Raw genomic sequence first — 17,661 nt, forward strand, 5'->3', positions numbered from 1 at the left:
AAGTTTTTTGACAGTTTTGCAGGGTGTTTTTTGGGGCTTCAATCACCATGCAAAACTTCAACAAAAACGCTATCCTTTATCGCCTCACGACTCCATGCAAAGAGTTTGCACACATCAAATCACAAATCACTGGTGCAAAACTATGGCATCAGCTTGTCGTGTACCATTCTGTACATATATTGCCAAATGATAGCTTTTAGCTCATGTTCCATCTGTGCTTGCTCTTTCACCTTTCCCAAAAGGTTGTGCTGCATGAGCTTGTCGTCTAATCGATAGATGGCTTTGGTGTGTTGCCCATCAAATTGCAGCACGTAGCCATATTTACAATACTGATAAATACCGTTGAGATAGTTCACAGCATATGTCTCCTTCATGGGGGTTGTCATGAGATCGCAGCCAAAAGAGAGGAAAGGCTTGTTGTAGCCCAATATGCTGAGCACTGTTGGCAATATGTCTATTTGCTGTGCAATGCCTGGATAAATGCCTGACTTTACCTCACCCGAGGGGTCGAAGATGACAATGGGTGAGCAAAAACCGCCAATATCGGTCTGATATTGCTGATGGTCGCTCAGGTTGGTATGGTCGCTGGTTAGCACAAAAATCGTATTCTTGTACCAAGGTTGCTTCTTTGCGGTTTCGAAAAACTTACCGATAGCCATGTCGGTATAGCGAATACATTTGTGTATCACAATGCCCTCTTCTGGATATTTCTTCTTATATTGATCAGGAATCACATAAGGAGTGTGGCTTGTCACAGTAAAGCAAGCCGTCATGAAAGGCTCTTTTAGCTCACCAATCTTCGTTGCCCAATACTGTAAGAACGGTTCATCCCAAATGCCCCAGTGTCCATCAAAGTCGGCATCTCCGCCAAATCGTTTGTCGGCAGCATAGTCTTGTCGTCCGAAGTATTGCTGGAATCCTACTTTGTTAGCAAATGCCATAAATCCCATGCTACCACGATTCGCCCCATGGAAGAAAGCAGTGTGATAGCCTTCCTTGCCCAAAAGTCCTGCCATACTGGTGTAATTGTTCATCGAAGCGGGCGACAACACGAAGGGTTCTTTGAACATTGGAATGCCACAAAGCACAGATGGCATTCCGTCGATACTCTTACGACCGTTACAATAAGAATACTGGTAGGTGGCACTCTGCTGAATGAGTTTGTCTACATGGGGGGTATATCCCTTATAGTTGCCATTTTCTAAATCCTTGTTCAGGGCTCCAATATACTCTCTTCCAAAGCTCTCAACAATGAGTACCACCACATTCTTTTTCTGAAACGGATGAGTAGAGACAGGACGATGAATGGGTGAGAATACTCGTTCGGCAGCCTCGAGGTTTTCAAAGTAAGGTGGCACCTCGAATACATCTTTTCCAATGGTGCGGATAAGCGCAAAGGGTGTGTTGAGAACAATGGCACATTCGGTGGGTCTGCTGACATATTGGTTGGCATTGTTCACGGTAATGGGGCGAATACCCGACTCAAGTCCACCTCTGCATGCACCTATGGCAAGCGGTGTAATGGCGAGCAACAAAAGCAACTGCACCACTCCGAAGCCGATGCGACTGCCCAGCGTGGCATAATAGGTGTGATTGGTGCGTGGCATGAGATAGAGTTTCCACATCAACCATACCACTGCAATGGCGAGCAATAATAAGTACCAATGTCCCCATAGTTCGCCCCAGAACACATCCAGCAAGTTGTTCTCGTTGCTGAACTCACGAAATACGCTCGTAGTAGTACGACGCAAGGTGTACGGAAAATACACCGCATCACAAAGATTGATGACCAAAGTAAGCGTATTGACGGCCACAAAGACCCATTTGCACAACAGATGATAGCCTCGACGTTCTTTGATCCACAAAGGGAAGAGCATCATGACGATGTACAAGGAGTTGGTGTAAGTGATGGCAGAACGGTCGAAAATATAGCCACCCCAAAACCATTCGCCCACTTGGGAAAAGGATAAACCTTCAGAGAAATAACTGAAATTCTCTAAAAGGAATGCCACCCGGGCAATGAGATACACCACAAACGCCATAAAAATATTCACCACTAATGACACGAATGGTGCCATGTACTGTTTAGCTCCTTTGCTTTTAGACGATTCAACGCTGTATTTCATCTTTTCCATTTCACTCTTTAGCTTTCGTTTTTCTGTATATCATCGTTCCTGCATATCGTGCAGTTTCTTGTAATAACCATCCTTATTCATGAGTTCTTCATGCGTACCGCGCTCTACAATGCGTCCTTCGTGTAGCACACATATTTCATTGGCGTGCTTGATAGTAGACAGTCTGTGGGCTATTGCCACCGTTGTGCGTGTGCTCATGAGCTTCTCCAGCGCATCTTGCACCATGCGTTCGCTCTCGGTGTCAAGCGCACTGGTAGCCTCGTCGAGTATCAAGATAGGCGGATTCTTCAAGATGGCGCGTGCAATGGACACACGCTGACGCTGCCCACCACTCAACCTTCCGCCTCGATCTCCAATGCAGGTATCGAATCCATCTTCTGATTCCATTATGAAGTCATAAGCATTGGCAATACGAGCTGCTTGCTCTACCTCTGCTTGCGTGGCATGGTCGACACCAAAAGAGATGTTGTTATAAAACGAATCGTTAAATAGAATCGCCTCTTGGTTCACATTCCCGATGAGTTGTCGCAAGTCATGAATACCCAAATCACGAACATTGATACCGTCTATCAACACTTCTCCCTCTTGTACATCATAGTAGCGTGGTATCAAATCCACCAAAGTAGACTTTCCACTACCGCTCTGTCCCACCAATGCTACCGTCTTTCCTTTGGGTATCACCAAGTTAATATGTCGCAACACCCATTGCTCTCCATACCTAAAAGATACATCACGGAACTCGATTTGATGCTTGAATTCCTTGATAGGAACAGGATGTGGAGAATCTTGTATGGTGACTTTCGCATTTAATATCTTGTCTACTCGCTCCATCGAAGCCAAGCCTTTCATGATGCTGTAACTGGCTTTTGATAGCTCTTTCAAAGGATTGATGATACTATACAGCATCACCAAGTAGTAAATAAACGTAGGACCACTGAGCGTTTGTTGGTTGAGTACTAAGGTACCACCAAACCATAGCACGATGACAATCATCACTGTACCTAAGAACTCGCTCATGGGATGCGCCATTTGTTGCCGCACATTGACTCGAAGTATATGATTGCGATAATCACTGTTGATCTTATCAAACCGCTTATTCATCTTTTCCTCGGCACAAAAGGCTTTGATGATGCGCAGTCCTCCCAACGTTTCCTCGACCTGACTCATGGTGTCACTCCAGAGACTTTGTGCCTTGATGCTATTTTGTTTAAGTTTACGACCAACAATCCCCATTAACCATCCAAAGATAGGAACAAACACAATGGTAAACAATGTGAGCTCCCAAGAGATTATAAGTAAGGTTGCGAAATAGGCAATGATGAGGATAGGATTCTTGAAGAGCATGTCTATCGAAGCCATGATAGAGTTTTCCACCTCCTGTACATCACCACTCATACGTGCAAGGATGTCACCTTTGCGCTCTTCTGAGAAGAATCCCAGCGACAAACTGGTAATCTTGCGGTACAACTGATTGCGGATATCACGTACCACACCTGTACGAATCGGCATGATAGTGGCAGAAGACAGAAAGTAAGCTGCCGTCTTTAGAAAGGTCATGAAAGCCAAAAACAAACCTATCAGCAGCAAGGTGGTCGTAGAACCATAGGTATCAATCATCACCTGCACGTAATAATTGGCATTATTAGCTAACATACGGGGTAAATCTTTAATGGCTTCAGGCCAAGGCATGAGTGTGGTTACCTGCACTTGATTCACCTTAAACAGAATGTTAAGAATGGGAATGAGCGCCGCAAAAGAAAATATATTCAATACTGCTGACAAGACATTGAATAAGACGGACGCCCATAAATAACGTTTGTAGGGTGGCACGAAGCGCCTAAAAACTTGTATAAACTCTTTCATGAAATTGCTAAAACTAATGCTGTGAGAAATAAATAATCTCTGCGGTATCATGCAAAGGTAAGCCATTTATTGAAAAACGACAACTTTAACGTTATATTTTTGGTTAACAAGCAGTTTATGGTTGCGTGCGTACAACCATTGTTTGTGCGATTTGTCTAATTAAATTGCTTTTGCTACCTTTGTATCATGAAACCATCAAATACGATGCTAAAGGGAACAATCCCCGTATAACGGTTCGTTTCACAGCGACGTATTCACAACAAATGAGCAGTATATGGAAAAAGTAATCATCAATTCTTACGAAGATTTTGCCAGTTACTTAGGCAAAGACTTAGGTGCATCCGAATGGTTGGAAGTAACACAAGATCGCATCAATCTATTTGCAGACGCTACTTTAGACCATCAATGGATTCACGTAGACGAAGCGCGTGCACAAGTAGAAAGCCCCTACAAGAGCACTATTGCGCACGGTTATCTTACCTTGTCTCTATTGCCACACCTTTGGGAACAAATCATTGAGGTGAACAACATCAAGATGTTGGTCAACTATGGCATGGATAAAATGCGCTTTGGACAACCAGTTCTTACTGGTAGTCGTGTAAGAATGACCGCCAAGTTGCATGCCATTAGCAACCTTCGTGGCATTTGCAAAACAGAAATCAACTTCAAAATAGAAATCGAAGGACAGCGAAAACCTGCCGTAGAGGGAATTGCCACCTTTTTATATTACTTTATATAAGCAAATAAAAAAAGGAACTTTTCGGCAAAAGCTACCAATAAAATCACTGCAAATAAAGAGAAGATGAACGACGAAAGAGATCAAAGAAGGAAACTTGTCTTTTGACCTGAAAGTTCATCTCTCGTATTTCGCAGTTAGTTTTTTATGCCTCTCTTCCCCACCAAGAAAGCCTTTGCCGAGCCAAAGCGCAAGAACATGTCTAACCGTACGGGGATATGATTGGTGTCATCGGTAACGAAAAAGTCGACAATCTTCTTATATGAGTTGTCTTCTTTTTCCATATATGACAATTGTAAACAACGATATTTTTTCCCATCATCCGCTTTGACGTGTGTTTTTCCGTGATATTTTAACATGGCAGGCATCAACTTTTCACCGTCAACCATCGTAAAGCGATAAGCGTAGCCTTTCCTCCACTTAGACACATCGAACGACCTTGCACGTAAAAAGATATTCAACATATCGAACACGCATTCGTTCTTGTAGCCCTGCCTCCATAGATGCTCACCACTACTGGTTATCTGATGTTGCTTGACATAGACTTTCTTATTGGGATAAGTATAAAAAACTTCGTCTATATAATATCGTGAACCTTCTTGTGCTGCTTTGCGATAGTACTGCGGTGCCAAGTTAAGCGAGGTATAAGCTTGTAACGTATCACGCAATACAAAGAGATGATCCGCCTTACGATTTCCTCTGGTCATTAATGAAGCGCGATAACTTGGCTGTCCTTTATAGTTGGAACGTACCACGGACATGGAAGCATTTCCCACCTTCACCCATACGAATTTCCAATTAAAATAAAGATTGTAGGTAAGAAGCTCACCAGAAGTAAAAGCCGTGTTCTTCATATCACACTGTGCTTGTACAGCGACCGATGAGACCAATAATAGTAATAATAATGTGATTTTTTTCAATAATTTCATATTTGTTTGTTCCTTATTTTTGTACCAATACGATGTATTTGCAACGTTGTGATTCTTCATCAGAATAACACTTCGTGGTATTATTTCAACATACCAGGTACATATTTTTTACCTAAGTCGAGGGCACGCTTGGCATTTCTATTTTGAATTTTGCGTTGCTGCTCGCCTTTTTGTTTGGTGATTTGTGCAGGTTTTTGCTGATACAGAGGCGTCTGGGTGAGATTCCAAGTTTCATTAAAGTCCCATTTTGCACGACATGTAATCTTCTTTGGATAATAATAAACTTCTTCGGGCTGCCTATTCTCATCGTAATTCCCCGTGTCCCAGCGACCATTTCCATTGGTGTCTACAAACAAACGCGCATAATAATCGCCCGGTTTTACATAAAAGAATCGTGCTTCACCATTGACTACAGGTGCCTGCTTCACTGGTTTATCCGAAGTGTCAAGCAACTGAACCACCATGGGGGACTGTTTTGCACCGACAATGGTTAATAGAATAGTGCTTAACTCATCATTCGATTGAACAGAAAATCCTTGTTTCTTCTTCGTTGATGCCACTCCATAGATATCAATAAAGGCAGCACTATCAAGTTCAAGACTATACTCTATCCCTGGACGCCACTCACCTCGCAAGACATAGTCGCGCGTATGTTCCAAATAAGCCTTATTGAGAGCCTTCACGGTAGTATCTCGTTGTTGCTCAAATTCATACAGAGAGACGTACCAAAGCGTGTCATGTTTGGCATAAAGATGTATCTTAGACGTGTCAATCTTTGCCAAAGGGGTTTCAAAATGAAAGCTTACATTCTTATCAGCCGTCATTGCCGAGCCAGCGGTAACTTGTACATCCAAGTTTTCTTTTGGCATAATAGAGTCGTAAGGCTCGCCTCTTTTTTTAGCTTTCTCTTGCTTTTTTGTCCATTCGTCTATCTTTTTCTGCTGCAATTTTAATCGCTTTGCATACGGAATCTTAGACAATAACGAAACAGTATCCACTTGTTGATGCAGTTGTCCCACAGAATCGGTGGCTTGATAGCTTAACTGAACCTCTAATGTGTCTTGATGGATGAGCGTTGTATCACGCAACCAATACGTCAAGGTGTCGCCTCGAGGAGTCGATTCCATGATGAAAGCATCCTTATCATTAAAGTTAAGACCTTTTATTTGCGGGAGTTGGTCACTGCCATAACTAAAAAACAGCGAGAAGAAGTTAGGCTCTTTACGCTCCGTCTTAATGAGATAACGATTTGTCTGTATCTCGGTGAAAGCCCTCAACGTAATATCATCTGGTAAGAAATGCGTATAATTCACTTGCAGAATATTCTTGATATGGAGCGAATCTGCCCAAATCGTATCTTGTCGAATATCAGGTTTAGAGCTTGGAGTAATCAGGTCATGCGTGAAAGCCAACTTCTCACTTTTCTGATTATAGAAGTAATTCCCATCTACATCCTGCAAAGCGTAAATACGATAAGCGCCTGGAGCAATGCCACGAATGGTGAATTTGCCACGACTATCGGTTCGAGACACACGCAACATGGGCTTATGTCGGAAGATAGAGTCGCTATGATCGGCATAAAGACCCACCAAAATTCCCTTAATGGGCTCTAAGTTTTCGGCTTCCAGCACATAACCACTTACCTCCATGGTATCAATCTTCGAACCTGTTGAAAAACTATAAGTATAATTTCCCAATGGGTTTCCCTCGTTGTTGTCCGAGATTGCATCGCTAAAGTCGACCGTATAAGTGAGGTCTGGCTTCAAAGAATCTTTCAGTTCCACCACGATTCGCTTTCCTTGCGACTTGATTTCGGGCGATTCTATCTGTGGAGGAGAGATGACAACCTTCTCTGTTGGATTGTCAATCTTAATAAATTCGTCAAACTGTATGTATATTTTCTTATCCGTGACGTGTACAGAACCCTCCTTAGGTGACGTACTGACCACTTTTGGAGGAGTCTCGTCGTACCATCCTCCATCGGGACTTCCCATGCGAGCACAAGACATCATCATGGAAGAGGAAAGCCACAAAAGGATAACATACCACACTGCGCTAAGCGAGAACTCCTTGCCTGCATTACAATGAAGTGACTTTAGGTAATTGAAAAAGTACAAATGACGCATTTTCATTCAGTATAAATGAGAATTATCCCTTAACAAGATTTTGTTCAGAGGTATTGAGTTCGAGCAATTCCTCAATAATCTTTCTACTATTAGACAAACGTGGAACCTTATGCTGTCCACCCATTTTCCCTTTCATTTTCAACCAATCATTAAACAAATTGGTGCGTGCCATGATGATATCCAAATGTTGCAGTGTGACATTGTGAAAGCGTTTGGCTTCGTAGTCACTATTTAATTCCTGCAAACGCTTGTCTAAGATAGACGCAAATTGTTGTAAACTCTTTGGTTTTTTGACAAACTCAATCAGCCATTGGTGTCTACATTTGGCATTACTGTCCATATATACGGGTGCTGCGGTGTATTCTGAAATCTCTGCACCTGTTTGCTCACACGCATAAGCCAACCCTTTTTCTGCATTGTCCATAATCAATTCCTCACCAAAGGCATTGATGAAGTACTTTGTACGACCAGTAATAATGAATTTATAAGGATTTTTTGAGGTAAACTTCACAGTATCACCAATCATATAACGCCACAATCCAGAAGATGTAGAGATGAGCATGGCGTAGTTTTTATCCAGCTCAATGCCCTCCAATGGTACGACTGTGGGGTCTTCCTTTACTCCAAATTCATCCATCGGAATAAATTCATAGAACACATCATAATCCGTCATTAAGAGCATAGAAGAATCATCTAAGTCGCTTTGTATGCCAAAGAATCCTTCGCTGGCATTATAGGTTTCCATGTAACACATCTGCGGAGAGGTGATGAGCTGCTCATACTGCGGACGATAAGGCGTGAAAGGGATGCCTCCATGAAAGAAAACTTCAAGGTGAGGCCATACTTCTTCCAAATGCGTCTTGCCACTTAATTCCATCACTCTCACCAACACAGACAGCATCCAAGAGGGAACTCCTGAGATATTCGTTACATTTTTATGTAATGTTTCCTTTGCAATACGATCTCGTTTTACTTCAAAATCCTGCAAAAGTGCCGTAGACTTCTTCGGCACACGCATCACATTAACAAGAGGATTGATATTTTCTATCAGGATTGCACTAAGGTCTCCCACTAAAGAGTTGTGTACATTATAATTTGGAGAGTGACTTCCTCCTAATATTAAGGCTTTTCCGTCAAAGAGCCGACTATCAGGACGATTGAGAAGATAGAGTGCCACCGTGTCTTTTCCTCCTTGATAATGGATGTGATGAAGTGCCTCGTTGGACACGGGTATGAATTTACTCTTATCATTAGTAGTACCTGACGATTTGGCAAACCACTTCACTTGACCGGGCCACAACACATTTTCTTCCCCATGCCGCATGCGGTCAATATCACTTTTCAGTTCTTCATAAGTACAGACAGGCACATTTTTTACATATTCCTCATACGACCTTATACTCCCAAAGAGATGGCTACGCCCATACTCTGTATCTTTAGCCTGCTCCAACAGGTTCATCAGTACCTGCTGTTGCATTGATTCAGTGTGTCTGGCGCATCGTTCAATCTCTTTTTGACGCGACAGAAAGAATTGGCTTGCTATACTTGTTAGCCCCATTTTATTATCGTGCAGTTTATCAGTTTAATATGCAAAAATAACCTAATCTTTTGTAACAAACGCACAATTCACGTATTTTAAGACACAGGGCACACGGGGGCTTTCCTATTATAAATAGGTGGTTGGTGATGAAAAAGCAGTTTTTCGTTTTGTTTCAACAACAGCCTTTAGGAAAGAAACGCATTGCACGGCTTACCTCATGCGCTTCTTTTGCTTTTCTTCTTGTAGCAACCATGACGCTTCAAAGAAAGCGCTGCAGCGTTTCATTTTTATCATTTTTAGAGAAAGAAATGCGATGTTTTTGTCCTATTATTTTACCAAAAAACGGTCATCTAAAATCTTCAAAATAGAAAAAATCAATAGGCAAACGCCCTACAAAAATGGGCTGATTTTCACAAAATAAACACCTTTTCAAGCTGAAACACTGACTTAACTGTCTTGGAAACACGCATTAGAGGTGTTATCTACATGTAATAATCGCAATAAAGCATGCAACTTGCAGGCTTATCTCAATGCTTCAGCGGCAAAAAAGTGGTAAATTTACGAATGAAAAACGATGTTGTAACCATAACACTCTCAATAACAACAAATTACAAACATTGCTCATAACTCGCGTATTTGCGACCAACTTTGAAGTTGGTTGCAAATACGCGAGTTATGAGAGGCTCTTTGTAAAGATAATTCAGCATTGATGCGTCTCCGAAACTGCACACCAATAATTTTATTTCCGCTATCTGATAAGAGCCTTTTCGTTGTAAAAATATGAGTCTTCAACGGAAGAATTGCGTACACGAAAAAGTACCGTAACATCTCTTATCCTTCCCAATTGTTTTTCCATTTTTATCCACTACTCGCCTGAAGATAGCCGTATTTTGCTTATCTTTGTGCTTCCATTTAACAAAACAAACATGCACTTAAAAGCTATTATTCTTGATTTTGATGGCACATTGGCGGACACCAAGACACTGATTACCAACACAATGTTAGAAGTTATTGAGCGACTTCACTTAGAACCGCGCACACGTGAGCAATGCGCCGAAATGATTGGACTGCCCTTAAAACAGACTTTTACCGACTTAATCCCTATGACAGACGAAATGGGTGAGCAATGTGTTGCAACGTATGACAAGGTGTTTCATGAAAACAACGTTCCCGGTGCGGTACCACTTTTCCCAAATGTACTTGAAACTTTGCGAGAATTGCACCGCTTAGGATACGTACTTACTATTGCCAGTAGTCGCTCCAAGCATTCTCTTCTTAACTTTGTAGATACCTTTGGACTGAAAGATATCATTCCCTTTGTAGTGAGTGCCAACGATGTTTCGAATGCGAAGCCTCATCCAGAGTCCGTGCTAATGACTCTAACACATCTAAACATTCAACCTCAAGAGGCAATGGTGGTTGGAGATACGGTGTATGACATCCAAATGGGACAAAACGCCAATGTATTTACTTGCGGTGTTACGTACGGCAATGGCACGCGTGAGCAAATGACGTCACTTCACACCGACTTTATTATTGACGATTTCAAGGAGCTACTGAAGATTGTAAAAAGGTAGCAAAAACAAAAAATAAAACCACCGAACAGCATACATTCTCACAAAAACATCTCTTCAAAAGCAAGTGAGTACGTATGCTGCTTCAACAGGAAAAATAATCAATTAAAACCCTATGTCGGTCAGCTAACTACTGTAGTTACAGCTTATTTCCATAACAAAGGTCACCAGCATCGCCAAAACCGGGCACAATATACTTGTGTTCGTTAAGACCTGGGTCGATTGCTCCACACCAGATAGTAGTTTCCTCCGTGGGAAAAGTTTTCTTGATGTGGTCGATACCCTCTGGTGTCGCAATGACGCAAGCGACATGGATGCGCTTAGGCGTTCCCTTTGTGAGGAAAGCTTGATAACCCAACTCCATGGAAGCTCCCGTAGCCAACATAGGATCGGCAATGATAAGGGTTTTACCTTCAATACTCGGTGTAGCCAAATATTCCACATGCACACCCACCTCATGCTGCTCTTCGTCAATATATTGACGATAAGCAGACACGAAAGCATTGCCCGCATGGTCGAAGATATTTAGAAAACCGTTATGGAACGGAAGGCCTGCACGAAAGATCGTAGCCAACACAACCTCGTCGGCAGGAATATTCACCTGTGCAACTCCCAATGGCGTAGTGACATCCTTCTTCTCGTAATCAAGGGTCTTGGATATCTCATAGGCTTCTAATTCGCCTATTCGCTGGATATTATTACGAAACAATAAACGGTTTTTTTGGTAGTCAACATCTCTTATTTCCATTAAATACTGGTTCATAATCGAGTTCGACTCACTAAAGTTGATAATCTTCATTGTTTTCAATGTGTTATGTTTTCATCCTGCAAAAGTAGCCATTTCCATTTGTTTTTGCAAAGTGAAAATTGCAAATATCAAAGCAATGCTTTCTTTTTTCAATTCTTTAACCTAAAACAGAAACGATATATATATTTTTTATAACCTAAAATTTGTCGACGGATATATTTTCTGTAACTTTGTAGTCGAATTAGAAATTCATTGTTCAAGAATAATTATTCACACTTAAATACATTTTTATATAATGGCAAAGTTTGATAAATCAGTACTCGAAAAGTACGGAATTACAGGTACAACAGAGGTAGTTTACAATCCTTCTTACGAATTGTTGTTCGAAGAAGAGACCAAAGAAGGCCTTGAGGGCTTTGAGAAAGGTCAGGAGACAGAACTGGGTGCAGTTTGTGTACAAACAGGTATTTACACGGGTCGTTCACCTAAGGACAAGTTCATTGTTGACGACGCTAATTCTCACGACACCGTTTGGTGGACTACTGACGAATATAAGAACGACAACCACAAGATGACAGAGTCTACTTGGAAGGTCGTTAATGAGTTGGCTAAGAAAGAACTTTCTAACAAGCGTTTGTTCGTAGTTGACGGTTTCTGCGGTGCTAACAAAGACACACGTATGAAGATTCGCTTCATCGTTGAGGTAGCATGGCAGGCTCACTTCGTGACCAACATGTTCATCCGTCCTGTTAATCAAGAAGAACTCGACCAAGAACCAGACTTCATTGTTTACAATGCTTCTAAGGCTAAGGTAGAGAACTACAAAGAACTGGGCTTGAACTCTGAAACTTGCGTTGCTTTCAACGTTACAACCAAAGAGCAGGTTATCTTGAACACATGGTATGGAGGTGAAATGAAGAAGGGTATGTTCTCAATGATGAACTACTACTTGCCACTGAAAGGCATTGCTTCAATGCACTGCTCTGCTAACACTGACATGAACGGTGAGAACACCGCTATCTTCTTCGGATTGTCAGGAACTGGTAAGACAACCTTGTCTACCGACCCAAAACGTTTGTTGATTGGTGATGATGAACACGGATGGGACGATAAAGGTATTTTCAACTTTGAAGGTGGTTGCTATGCTAAGGTTATCAACCTTGACAAAGAGTCAGAGCCTGATATCTATGGAGCAATTAAGCGTAATGCACTTTTAGAGAACGTGATTGTAGACGAAAACGGTAAGATTGACTTTACAGATAAGAGCCGCACAGAGAACACTCGTGTATCTTATCCTATCTACCACATCAAGAATATTGTAAAGCCTATCTCTGCTGGTCCTGCTGCTAAGCAAGTAATTTTCTTGTCTGCAGACGCATTCGGCGTATTACCTCCAGTATCTATCTTGAACGAGGAGCAAACCAAGTACTACTTCCTCTCTGGTTTCACTGCTAAATTGGCAGGTACAGAGCGTGGTATTACCGAACCTACTCCTACATTCTCAGCTTGTTTCGGTCAGGCATTCCTTGAATTGCACCCCACAAAATATGCTGAAGAGTTGGTGAAGAAGATGAAGAAGAATGGTGCTAAGGCTTACTTAGTAAACACAGGTTGGAATGGTACAGGCAAGCGTATCTCTATCCGTGACACTCGTGGTATCATTGATGCTATCTTGAATCACTCTATTGATGAGGCTCCTACCAAGACAATGCCTTACTTCAACTTCGTAGTTCCTACCAAGTTGGAAGGTGTTGCTACCGAAATCCTCGATCCACGCGATACTTACAGTGACGCATCACAGTGGGACGAGAAAGCAAAAGACTTGGCTCAACGCTTCATCAAGAACTTCGACAAGTACACTACAAACGAAGCTGGTAAGGCTCTTGTAGCTGCTGGTCCTCAGTTGTAATACATTTTTCGCATCATAGCGATTAAAGCTGGGGCTTATCCATCCAACGATGTGATAAGCCCCTTTTTTCGTTACTGTCATTTGCAAACCGTATAAAATACACACCATGGACAAAACATCCCTGATGATTCATCCAAGAATGATGGCAGCTATCATCGTTACACCAGCCGTTTCGAACGTTGTCTGCGCACAAACAAGCCACACAACTTCATCACCCAACGTCATTGTTATCGTAGCAGACGACTTGGGATACGGCGACTTGCAGTGCTATGGTGCACAGCGAGTGAGTACACCTCATGTGGACAGCCTCGCGCAAAGCGGTATCAGGTTCACCAATGCACATGCCGTAGCAGCCACCAGTACGCCATCTCGCTACTCACTTCTCACGGGTCAGTATGCATGGAGACGCACAGACACCGACGTGGCAGCTGGCAATGCGGGCATGATTATCCGTCCAGGGCAGTTCACTCTGGCGGACTTATTCAAGAGCAAAGGCTACGTAACTAGTGCTATTGGCAAGTGGCATCTGGGACTTGGCGACCAAACAGCGGAGCAAGATTGGAATGCACCATTGGCTCAATCATTGGGAGACTTGGGCTTTGACTACCATTATATCATGGCAGCCACCAGTGATCGTGTTCCTTGCGTATTCATTGAAAACGGAAAAGTGGCTAACTACGATCCTTCAGCACCTATTGAGGTGAGCTACAAAAAGCCTTTCCCAGGCGAACCAACGGGTCAGACAAATCCCGAACTGATGTACAATCTCAAGCCAAGTCATGGTCACAACATGGCGATTGTAAACGGAATTGGGCGCATTGGATATATGAAAGGGGGTGGAAAAGCGTTGTGGAAAGACGAAAACATAGCAGACTCCATCACAGCACATGCGGTAAATTTCATACGCGAAAACTACAACAAACCGTTCTTCATGTACTTTGCAACCAACGATGTACATGTGCCAAGATTTCCACACCAACGCTTTAAGGGCAAAAGTCCTATGGGATTGCGAGGCGATGCCATTGTGCAATTCGATTGGTCGGTAGGGAAAATCACGCAAGTTCTCGATGAGTTGGGACTGCGAGAAAACACCCTTATCATCCTAACCAGCGACAACGGTCCTGTGATAGATGACGGTTACCAAGACCAAGCTGAAGAGAAATTGGGTGGACACCGCCCATCTGGTCCTTTTCGTGGCTACAAATACAGTGCCTTCGAGGGAGGAACAGCCGTGCCGTTCATCGTGAGTTGGCCTGCCAAGGTAAAAGCCAAACAAGAATCGCAGGCTTTGGTAAGCCAAATAGATCTGATGACAACCCTCGCCAACCTGCTACAAGCGCGCCTTCCCAAAGGCAGTGCACCCGACAGCCAAAATAGTCTATCCGCCCTATTAGGTACGGACAAGACAGGAAGACCGTATGTCATTGAGCAGTCAAGCGCACATGTACTGTCGGTGCGAACAGCAAAATGGAAATACATAGAGCCGAGCAATGGAAACCCGATGATTACTTGGGGACCCAAAATTGAGACGGGCAACTGCCCAACCGCACAGCTCTTGGACATGAGCAAAGAGCTATTTGAGCGAGAGAACGTGGCTACCAACTACCCAGACGTAACTGACAAGCTGGCTCGCATCCTACAGACAGAGCGAGAAAAAGATTTCATACCAAAGCATTAACCGTTGAGAATGGACGCATCAAACTATCAATTAAAAAAAGAAGGGTACACACTGTCACGACTCTCAGTTTTTTTGTAATTTTGCAACAGCTAACTTGTTTGTACCATTAGCGGTATCTTTTCAAGATGGAGTTCTAAAGATTTACACCACAAATAGTATAAAAATGGATAATTTCAGATTTCACGTTGTTGCAGAAGCATCGAAAAAAGCGCCCTTAAAAATAGTAACACCGAAAGAGCGACCTTCTGCATATTTTGGCAAATATGTCTTTAATCGCGCAAAAATGCAAAAATATCTGCCCGAAAATGTATTCCAACAACTATCTGATGTGATTGATAATGGGGCTCACTTCAATAGAGCCATCGCCGATGCAGTGGCAACAGGCATGAAACAGTGGGCACAAGAAAACGGGGTTACACATTATACACACTGGTTTCAACCTCTCACTGAAGGCACCGCCGAGAAACATGATGCCTTTGTAGAGTTTGACGGCAAGGGAGGAATGATAGAAGAGTTTAGTGGCAAACTATTGGTACAACAAGAAGCAGATTCCTCTTCTTTCCCGAATGGTGGCATTCGCAATACCTTCGAGGCACGAGGCTATTCGGCATGGGATCCTACTTCACCTGTCTTTATCGTTGATGACACCCTGTGTATTCCTACCATTTTCATTTCTTATACAGGCGAAGCGTTAGACTACAAAGCTCCCCTTTTGCGGTCGTTGCATGCTGTCGACGTAGCTGCAACTGCGGTGTGTCAGTATTTTGATACGCAGATAAAAAAGGTACACACCAACTTGGGCTGGGAACAAGAATATTTCTTGGTGGATGAAGATTTATACCATGCTCGCCCCGACTTGATGCTAACAGGGAGAACCCTTATGGGACACGATGCTGCAAAGAACCAACAAATGGACGATCACTATTTAGGAACGATTCCAGAACGTGTGCAAACCTACATGAAAGACTTGGAGATTCGTGCTCTCGAATTGGGGATACCTTGCAAAACTCGTCATAACGAGGTGGCTCCTAACCAATTTGAGTTGGCACCTATCTTTGAAGAATGTAACTTGGCGAACGACCATAACATGCTGTTAATGTCGCTCATGAAGCGAGTAGCACGCAAACACGGGTTCCGTGTACTGCTACACGAGAAGCCATTTGCAGGCATCAATGGTAGCGGAAAGCACAACAACTGGAGCTTGAGCACAGATACGGGCGTGCTCCTCCATGCCCCGGGAAAAACCGCCGAAGACAATTTACGCTTCGTGGTGTTCTTGGTAGAAACGCTGATGTGTGTATATCGACATAACGGATTGCTCAAAGCCTCGATCATGAGTGCCACCAATGCGCATCGACTGGGAGCCAACGAAGCTCCACCTGCTATCATTTCCTCCTTTTTGGGAAAGCAACTCTCTGATTTATTGCATCATATTGAGATAGCCGATAAAGACGATCTCTTTACCTTAAATGGTAAACAGGGAATGATGCTCGATATTCCAGAGATTCCAGAGCTATTCCTTGACAATACCGACCGCAACCGTACCAGTCCTTTTGCATTTACTGGAAATCGCTTTGAGTTTCGTGCTGTCGGTTCAGAAGCCAACTGTGCTTGTGCGTTGATAGTGCTAAATACCGCCATGGCAGAGGCACTTAATGACTTTAAGCAACGCGTTGATGAACTCATTGCAAAGGGCGAAGACAAAACATCGGCTATCATTGACGTTCTGCGCAAAGATATAAAAACCTGTAAACCTATTCACTTCGACGGCAATGGCTATAGCGACGAATGGGTAGAGGAAGCCAAACGCCGTGGATTAGACTGTGAAAACAGCTGTCCTATCGTGTTTGACAGATACTTAGACGAACAGAGTGTCGAGATGTTTGAAAGCACTGGGGTCATGTCACGCAATGAATTGGTGGCACGCAATGAAGTAAAATGGGAGATGTACACCAAGAAAATTCAAATTGAGGCACGTGTGATGGGCGACCTCACGATGAATCATGTCATCCCTGTTGCCACGCATTACCAAAGTCAAATTGCGGAGAATGTGAGCCACATGTTCAACATATTCGATCGAACTGAAGCAGAACAGCTCACTTGTCGTAACAAAAAGATTATTAGAGAGATTGCCGAACGTACACAACGCATTGAGACAGGTGTGGAAGAACTGATAAATGCGCGTAAGATTGCCAACAAAATAACCTCTGAACGCGAGAAAGCGATTGCCTATCACGATACCGTTGCGCCAAAGATGGAAGAGATACGTTATCAAATTGACAAACTCGAACTCATCGTTAGCGACGAGTTGTGGACACTACCTAAATATCGTGAATTGCTATTTATCCCAAATCGGTCATTAGGATTTCTCTGTGTCGTACGGCAAAGAGAAATCCTTTAATTTTTTCCATATGGACAAGAAT

Annotated in this window: 12 protein-coding genes; 6 read left to right on the top strand and 6 right to left on the bottom strand. The window is 42.9% G+C overall.

The annotated features are described in order from the left end of the window. Window positions 1–140: 140 nt before the first annotated feature. Both DEM91_RS02440 and DEM91_RS02445 read right to left on the bottom strand, forming a co-directional pair. Window positions 141–2,135 carry an LTA synthase family protein gene (locus tag DEM91_RS02440; RefSeq protein WP_249857868.1) on the bottom strand — a complete coding sequence of 665 codons (1,995 nt, stop codon included), beginning with the start codon at window positions 2,133–2,135 and terminating at the stop codon, window positions 141–143. A 30-nt stretch (window positions 2,136–2,165) separates the two neighbouring features. After that, complete coding sequence (locus DEM91_RS02445) at window positions 2,166–3,998, bottom strand: ABC transporter ATP-binding protein (RefSeq protein WP_249857869.1); 1,833 nt, start codon at window positions 3,996–3,998, stop codon at window positions 2,166–2,168. A 274-nt stretch (window positions 3,999–4,272) separates the two neighbouring features. Here DEM91_RS02445 and DEM91_RS02450 point away from each other — a divergent pair, with 274 nt between their 5' ends. Then, complete coding sequence (locus DEM91_RS02450) at window positions 4,273–4,737, top strand: MaoC family dehydratase (RefSeq protein WP_008125147.1); 465 nt, start codon at window positions 4,273–4,275, stop codon at window positions 4,735–4,737. A 134-nt stretch (window positions 4,738–4,871) separates the two neighbouring features. On the opposite strand, the gene DEM91_RS02455 is transcribed toward DEM91_RS02450, so the two are convergent. The 3 genes from DEM91_RS02455 to DEM91_RS02465 all read right to left on the bottom strand — a co-directional run bounded on the left by DEM91_RS02455 (window position 4,872) and on the right by DEM91_RS02465 (window position 9,347). Continuing rightward, window positions 4,872–5,663 carry a DUF3108 domain-containing protein gene (locus DEM91_RS02455; protein ID WP_195253945.1) on the bottom strand — a complete coding sequence of 264 codons (792 nt, stop codon included), beginning with the start codon at window positions 5,661–5,663 and terminating at the stop codon, window positions 4,872–4,874. Between the two features lie 80 nt (window positions 5,664–5,743). Further along, window positions 5,744–7,789: an Ig-like domain-containing protein gene (locus DEM91_RS02460; protein WP_249857878.1), complete on the bottom strand. Its 2,046-nt coding sequence runs from the start codon at window positions 7,787–7,789 to the stop codon at window positions 5,744–5,746. Window positions 7,790–7,811: 22 nt separating this feature from the next. Continuing rightward, window positions 7,812–9,347, bottom strand: a complete 1,536-nt coding sequence (locus DEM91_RS02465; protein WP_249857870.1) for a GH3 auxin-responsive promoter family protein — start codon at window positions 9,345–9,347, stop codon at window positions 7,812–7,814. Window positions 9,348–9,475: 128 nt separating this feature from the next. Between DEM91_RS02465 and DEM91_RS02470 the strand changes: the two genes are divergently transcribed. Beyond that, entirely contained in the window at window positions 9,476–9,697 is a 222-nt protein-coding gene (locus DEM91_RS02470; protein WP_249857871.1) for a hypothetical protein, read from the top strand. Between the two features lie 558 nt (window positions 9,698–10,255). Next, window positions 10,256–10,906 (top strand): HAD family hydrolase, encoded by a 651-nt coding sequence (locus DEM91_RS02475; RefSeq protein ID WP_249857872.1) that lies wholly within the window; start codon window positions 10,256–10,258, stop codon window positions 10,904–10,906. A gap of 136 nt (window positions 10,907–11,042) precedes the next feature. Here the strand turns inward: DEM91_RS02475 and upp are convergent, their stop codons facing one another. Then, complete coding sequence (upp, locus tag DEM91_RS02480; protein ID WP_102187742.1) at window positions 11,043–11,702, bottom strand: uracil phosphoribosyltransferase; 660 nt, start codon at window positions 11,700–11,702, stop codon at window positions 11,043–11,045. A 244-nt stretch (window positions 11,703–11,946) separates the two neighbouring features. Here upp and pckA point away from each other — a divergent pair, with 244 nt between their 5' ends. From pckA to DEM91_RS02495, 3 genes are all read left to right on the top strand, one after another. Beyond that, window positions 11,947–13,560 (top strand): phosphoenolpyruvate carboxykinase (ATP), encoded by a 1,614-nt coding sequence (pckA, locus tag DEM91_RS02485; RefSeq protein ID WP_249857873.1) that lies wholly within the window; start codon window positions 11,947–11,949, stop codon window positions 13,558–13,560. 106 nt (window positions 13,561–13,666) lie between these two features. Further along, window positions 13,667–15,238 (top strand): sulfatase family protein, encoded by a 1,572-nt coding sequence (locus DEM91_RS02490; RefSeq protein WP_410525616.1) that lies wholly within the window; start codon window positions 13,667–13,669, stop codon window positions 15,236–15,238. 163 nt (window positions 15,239–15,401) lie between these two features. After that, window positions 15,402–17,639, top strand: coding sequence for a glutamine synthetase III (locus tag DEM91_RS02495; RefSeq protein WP_249857874.1), 2,238 nt, complete (start codon window positions 15,402–15,404; stop codon window positions 17,637–17,639). Window positions 17,640–17,661: the final 22 nt, after the last annotated feature.

Source organism: Prevotella sp. TCVGH (assembly GCF_023522295.1).
Taxonomy (GTDB): Bacteria; Bacteroidota; Bacteroidia; order Bacteroidales; family Bacteroidaceae; genus Prevotella; species Prevotella timonensis.

Excerpts from the sequence above, each read along its gene's own strand:
- DEM91_RS02440 (WP_249857868.1), bottom strand. The coding sequence starts at position 2,135 with ATGGAAAAGATGAAATACAGCGTTGAATCGTCTAAAAGCAAAGGAGCT.
- DEM91_RS02445 (WP_249857869.1), bottom strand. The coding sequence starts at position 3,998 with ATGAAAGAGTTTATACAAGTTTTTAGGCGCTTCGTGCCACCCTACAAA.
- DEM91_RS02450 (WP_008125147.1), top strand. The coding sequence starts at position 4,273 with ATGGAAAAAGTAATCATCAATTCTTACGAAGATTTTGCCAGTTACTTA.
- DEM91_RS02455 (WP_195253945.1), bottom strand. The coding sequence starts at position 5,663 with ATGAAATTATTGAAAAAAATCACATTATTATTACTATTATTGGTCTCA.
- DEM91_RS02460 (WP_249857878.1), bottom strand. The coding sequence starts at position 7,789 with ATGCGTCATTTGTACTTTTTCAATTACCTAAAGTCACTTCATTGTAAT.
- DEM91_RS02465 (WP_249857870.1), bottom strand. The coding sequence starts at position 9,347 with ATGGGGCTAACAAGTATAGCAAGCCAATTCTTTCTGTCGCGTCAAAAA.
- DEM91_RS02470 (WP_249857871.1), top strand. The coding sequence starts at position 9,476 with ATGAAAAAGCAGTTTTTCGTTTTGTTTCAACAACAGCCTTTAGGAAAG.
- DEM91_RS02475 (WP_249857872.1), top strand. The coding sequence starts at position 10,256 with ATGCACTTAAAAGCTATTATTCTTGATTTTGATGGCACATTGGCGGAC.
- upp (WP_102187742.1), bottom strand. The coding sequence starts at position 11,702 with ATGAAGATTATCAACTTTAGTGAGTCGAACTCGATTATGAACCAGTAT.
- pckA (WP_249857873.1), top strand. The coding sequence starts at position 11,947 with ATGGCAAAGTTTGATAAATCAGTACTCGAAAAGTACGGAATTACAGGT.
- DEM91_RS02490 (WP_410525616.1), top strand. The coding sequence starts at position 13,667 with ATGGACAAAACATCCCTGATGATTCATCCAAGAATGATGGCAGCTATC.
- DEM91_RS02495 (WP_249857874.1), top strand. The coding sequence starts at position 15,402 with ATGGATAATTTCAGATTTCACGTTGTTGCAGAAGCATCGAAAAAAGCG.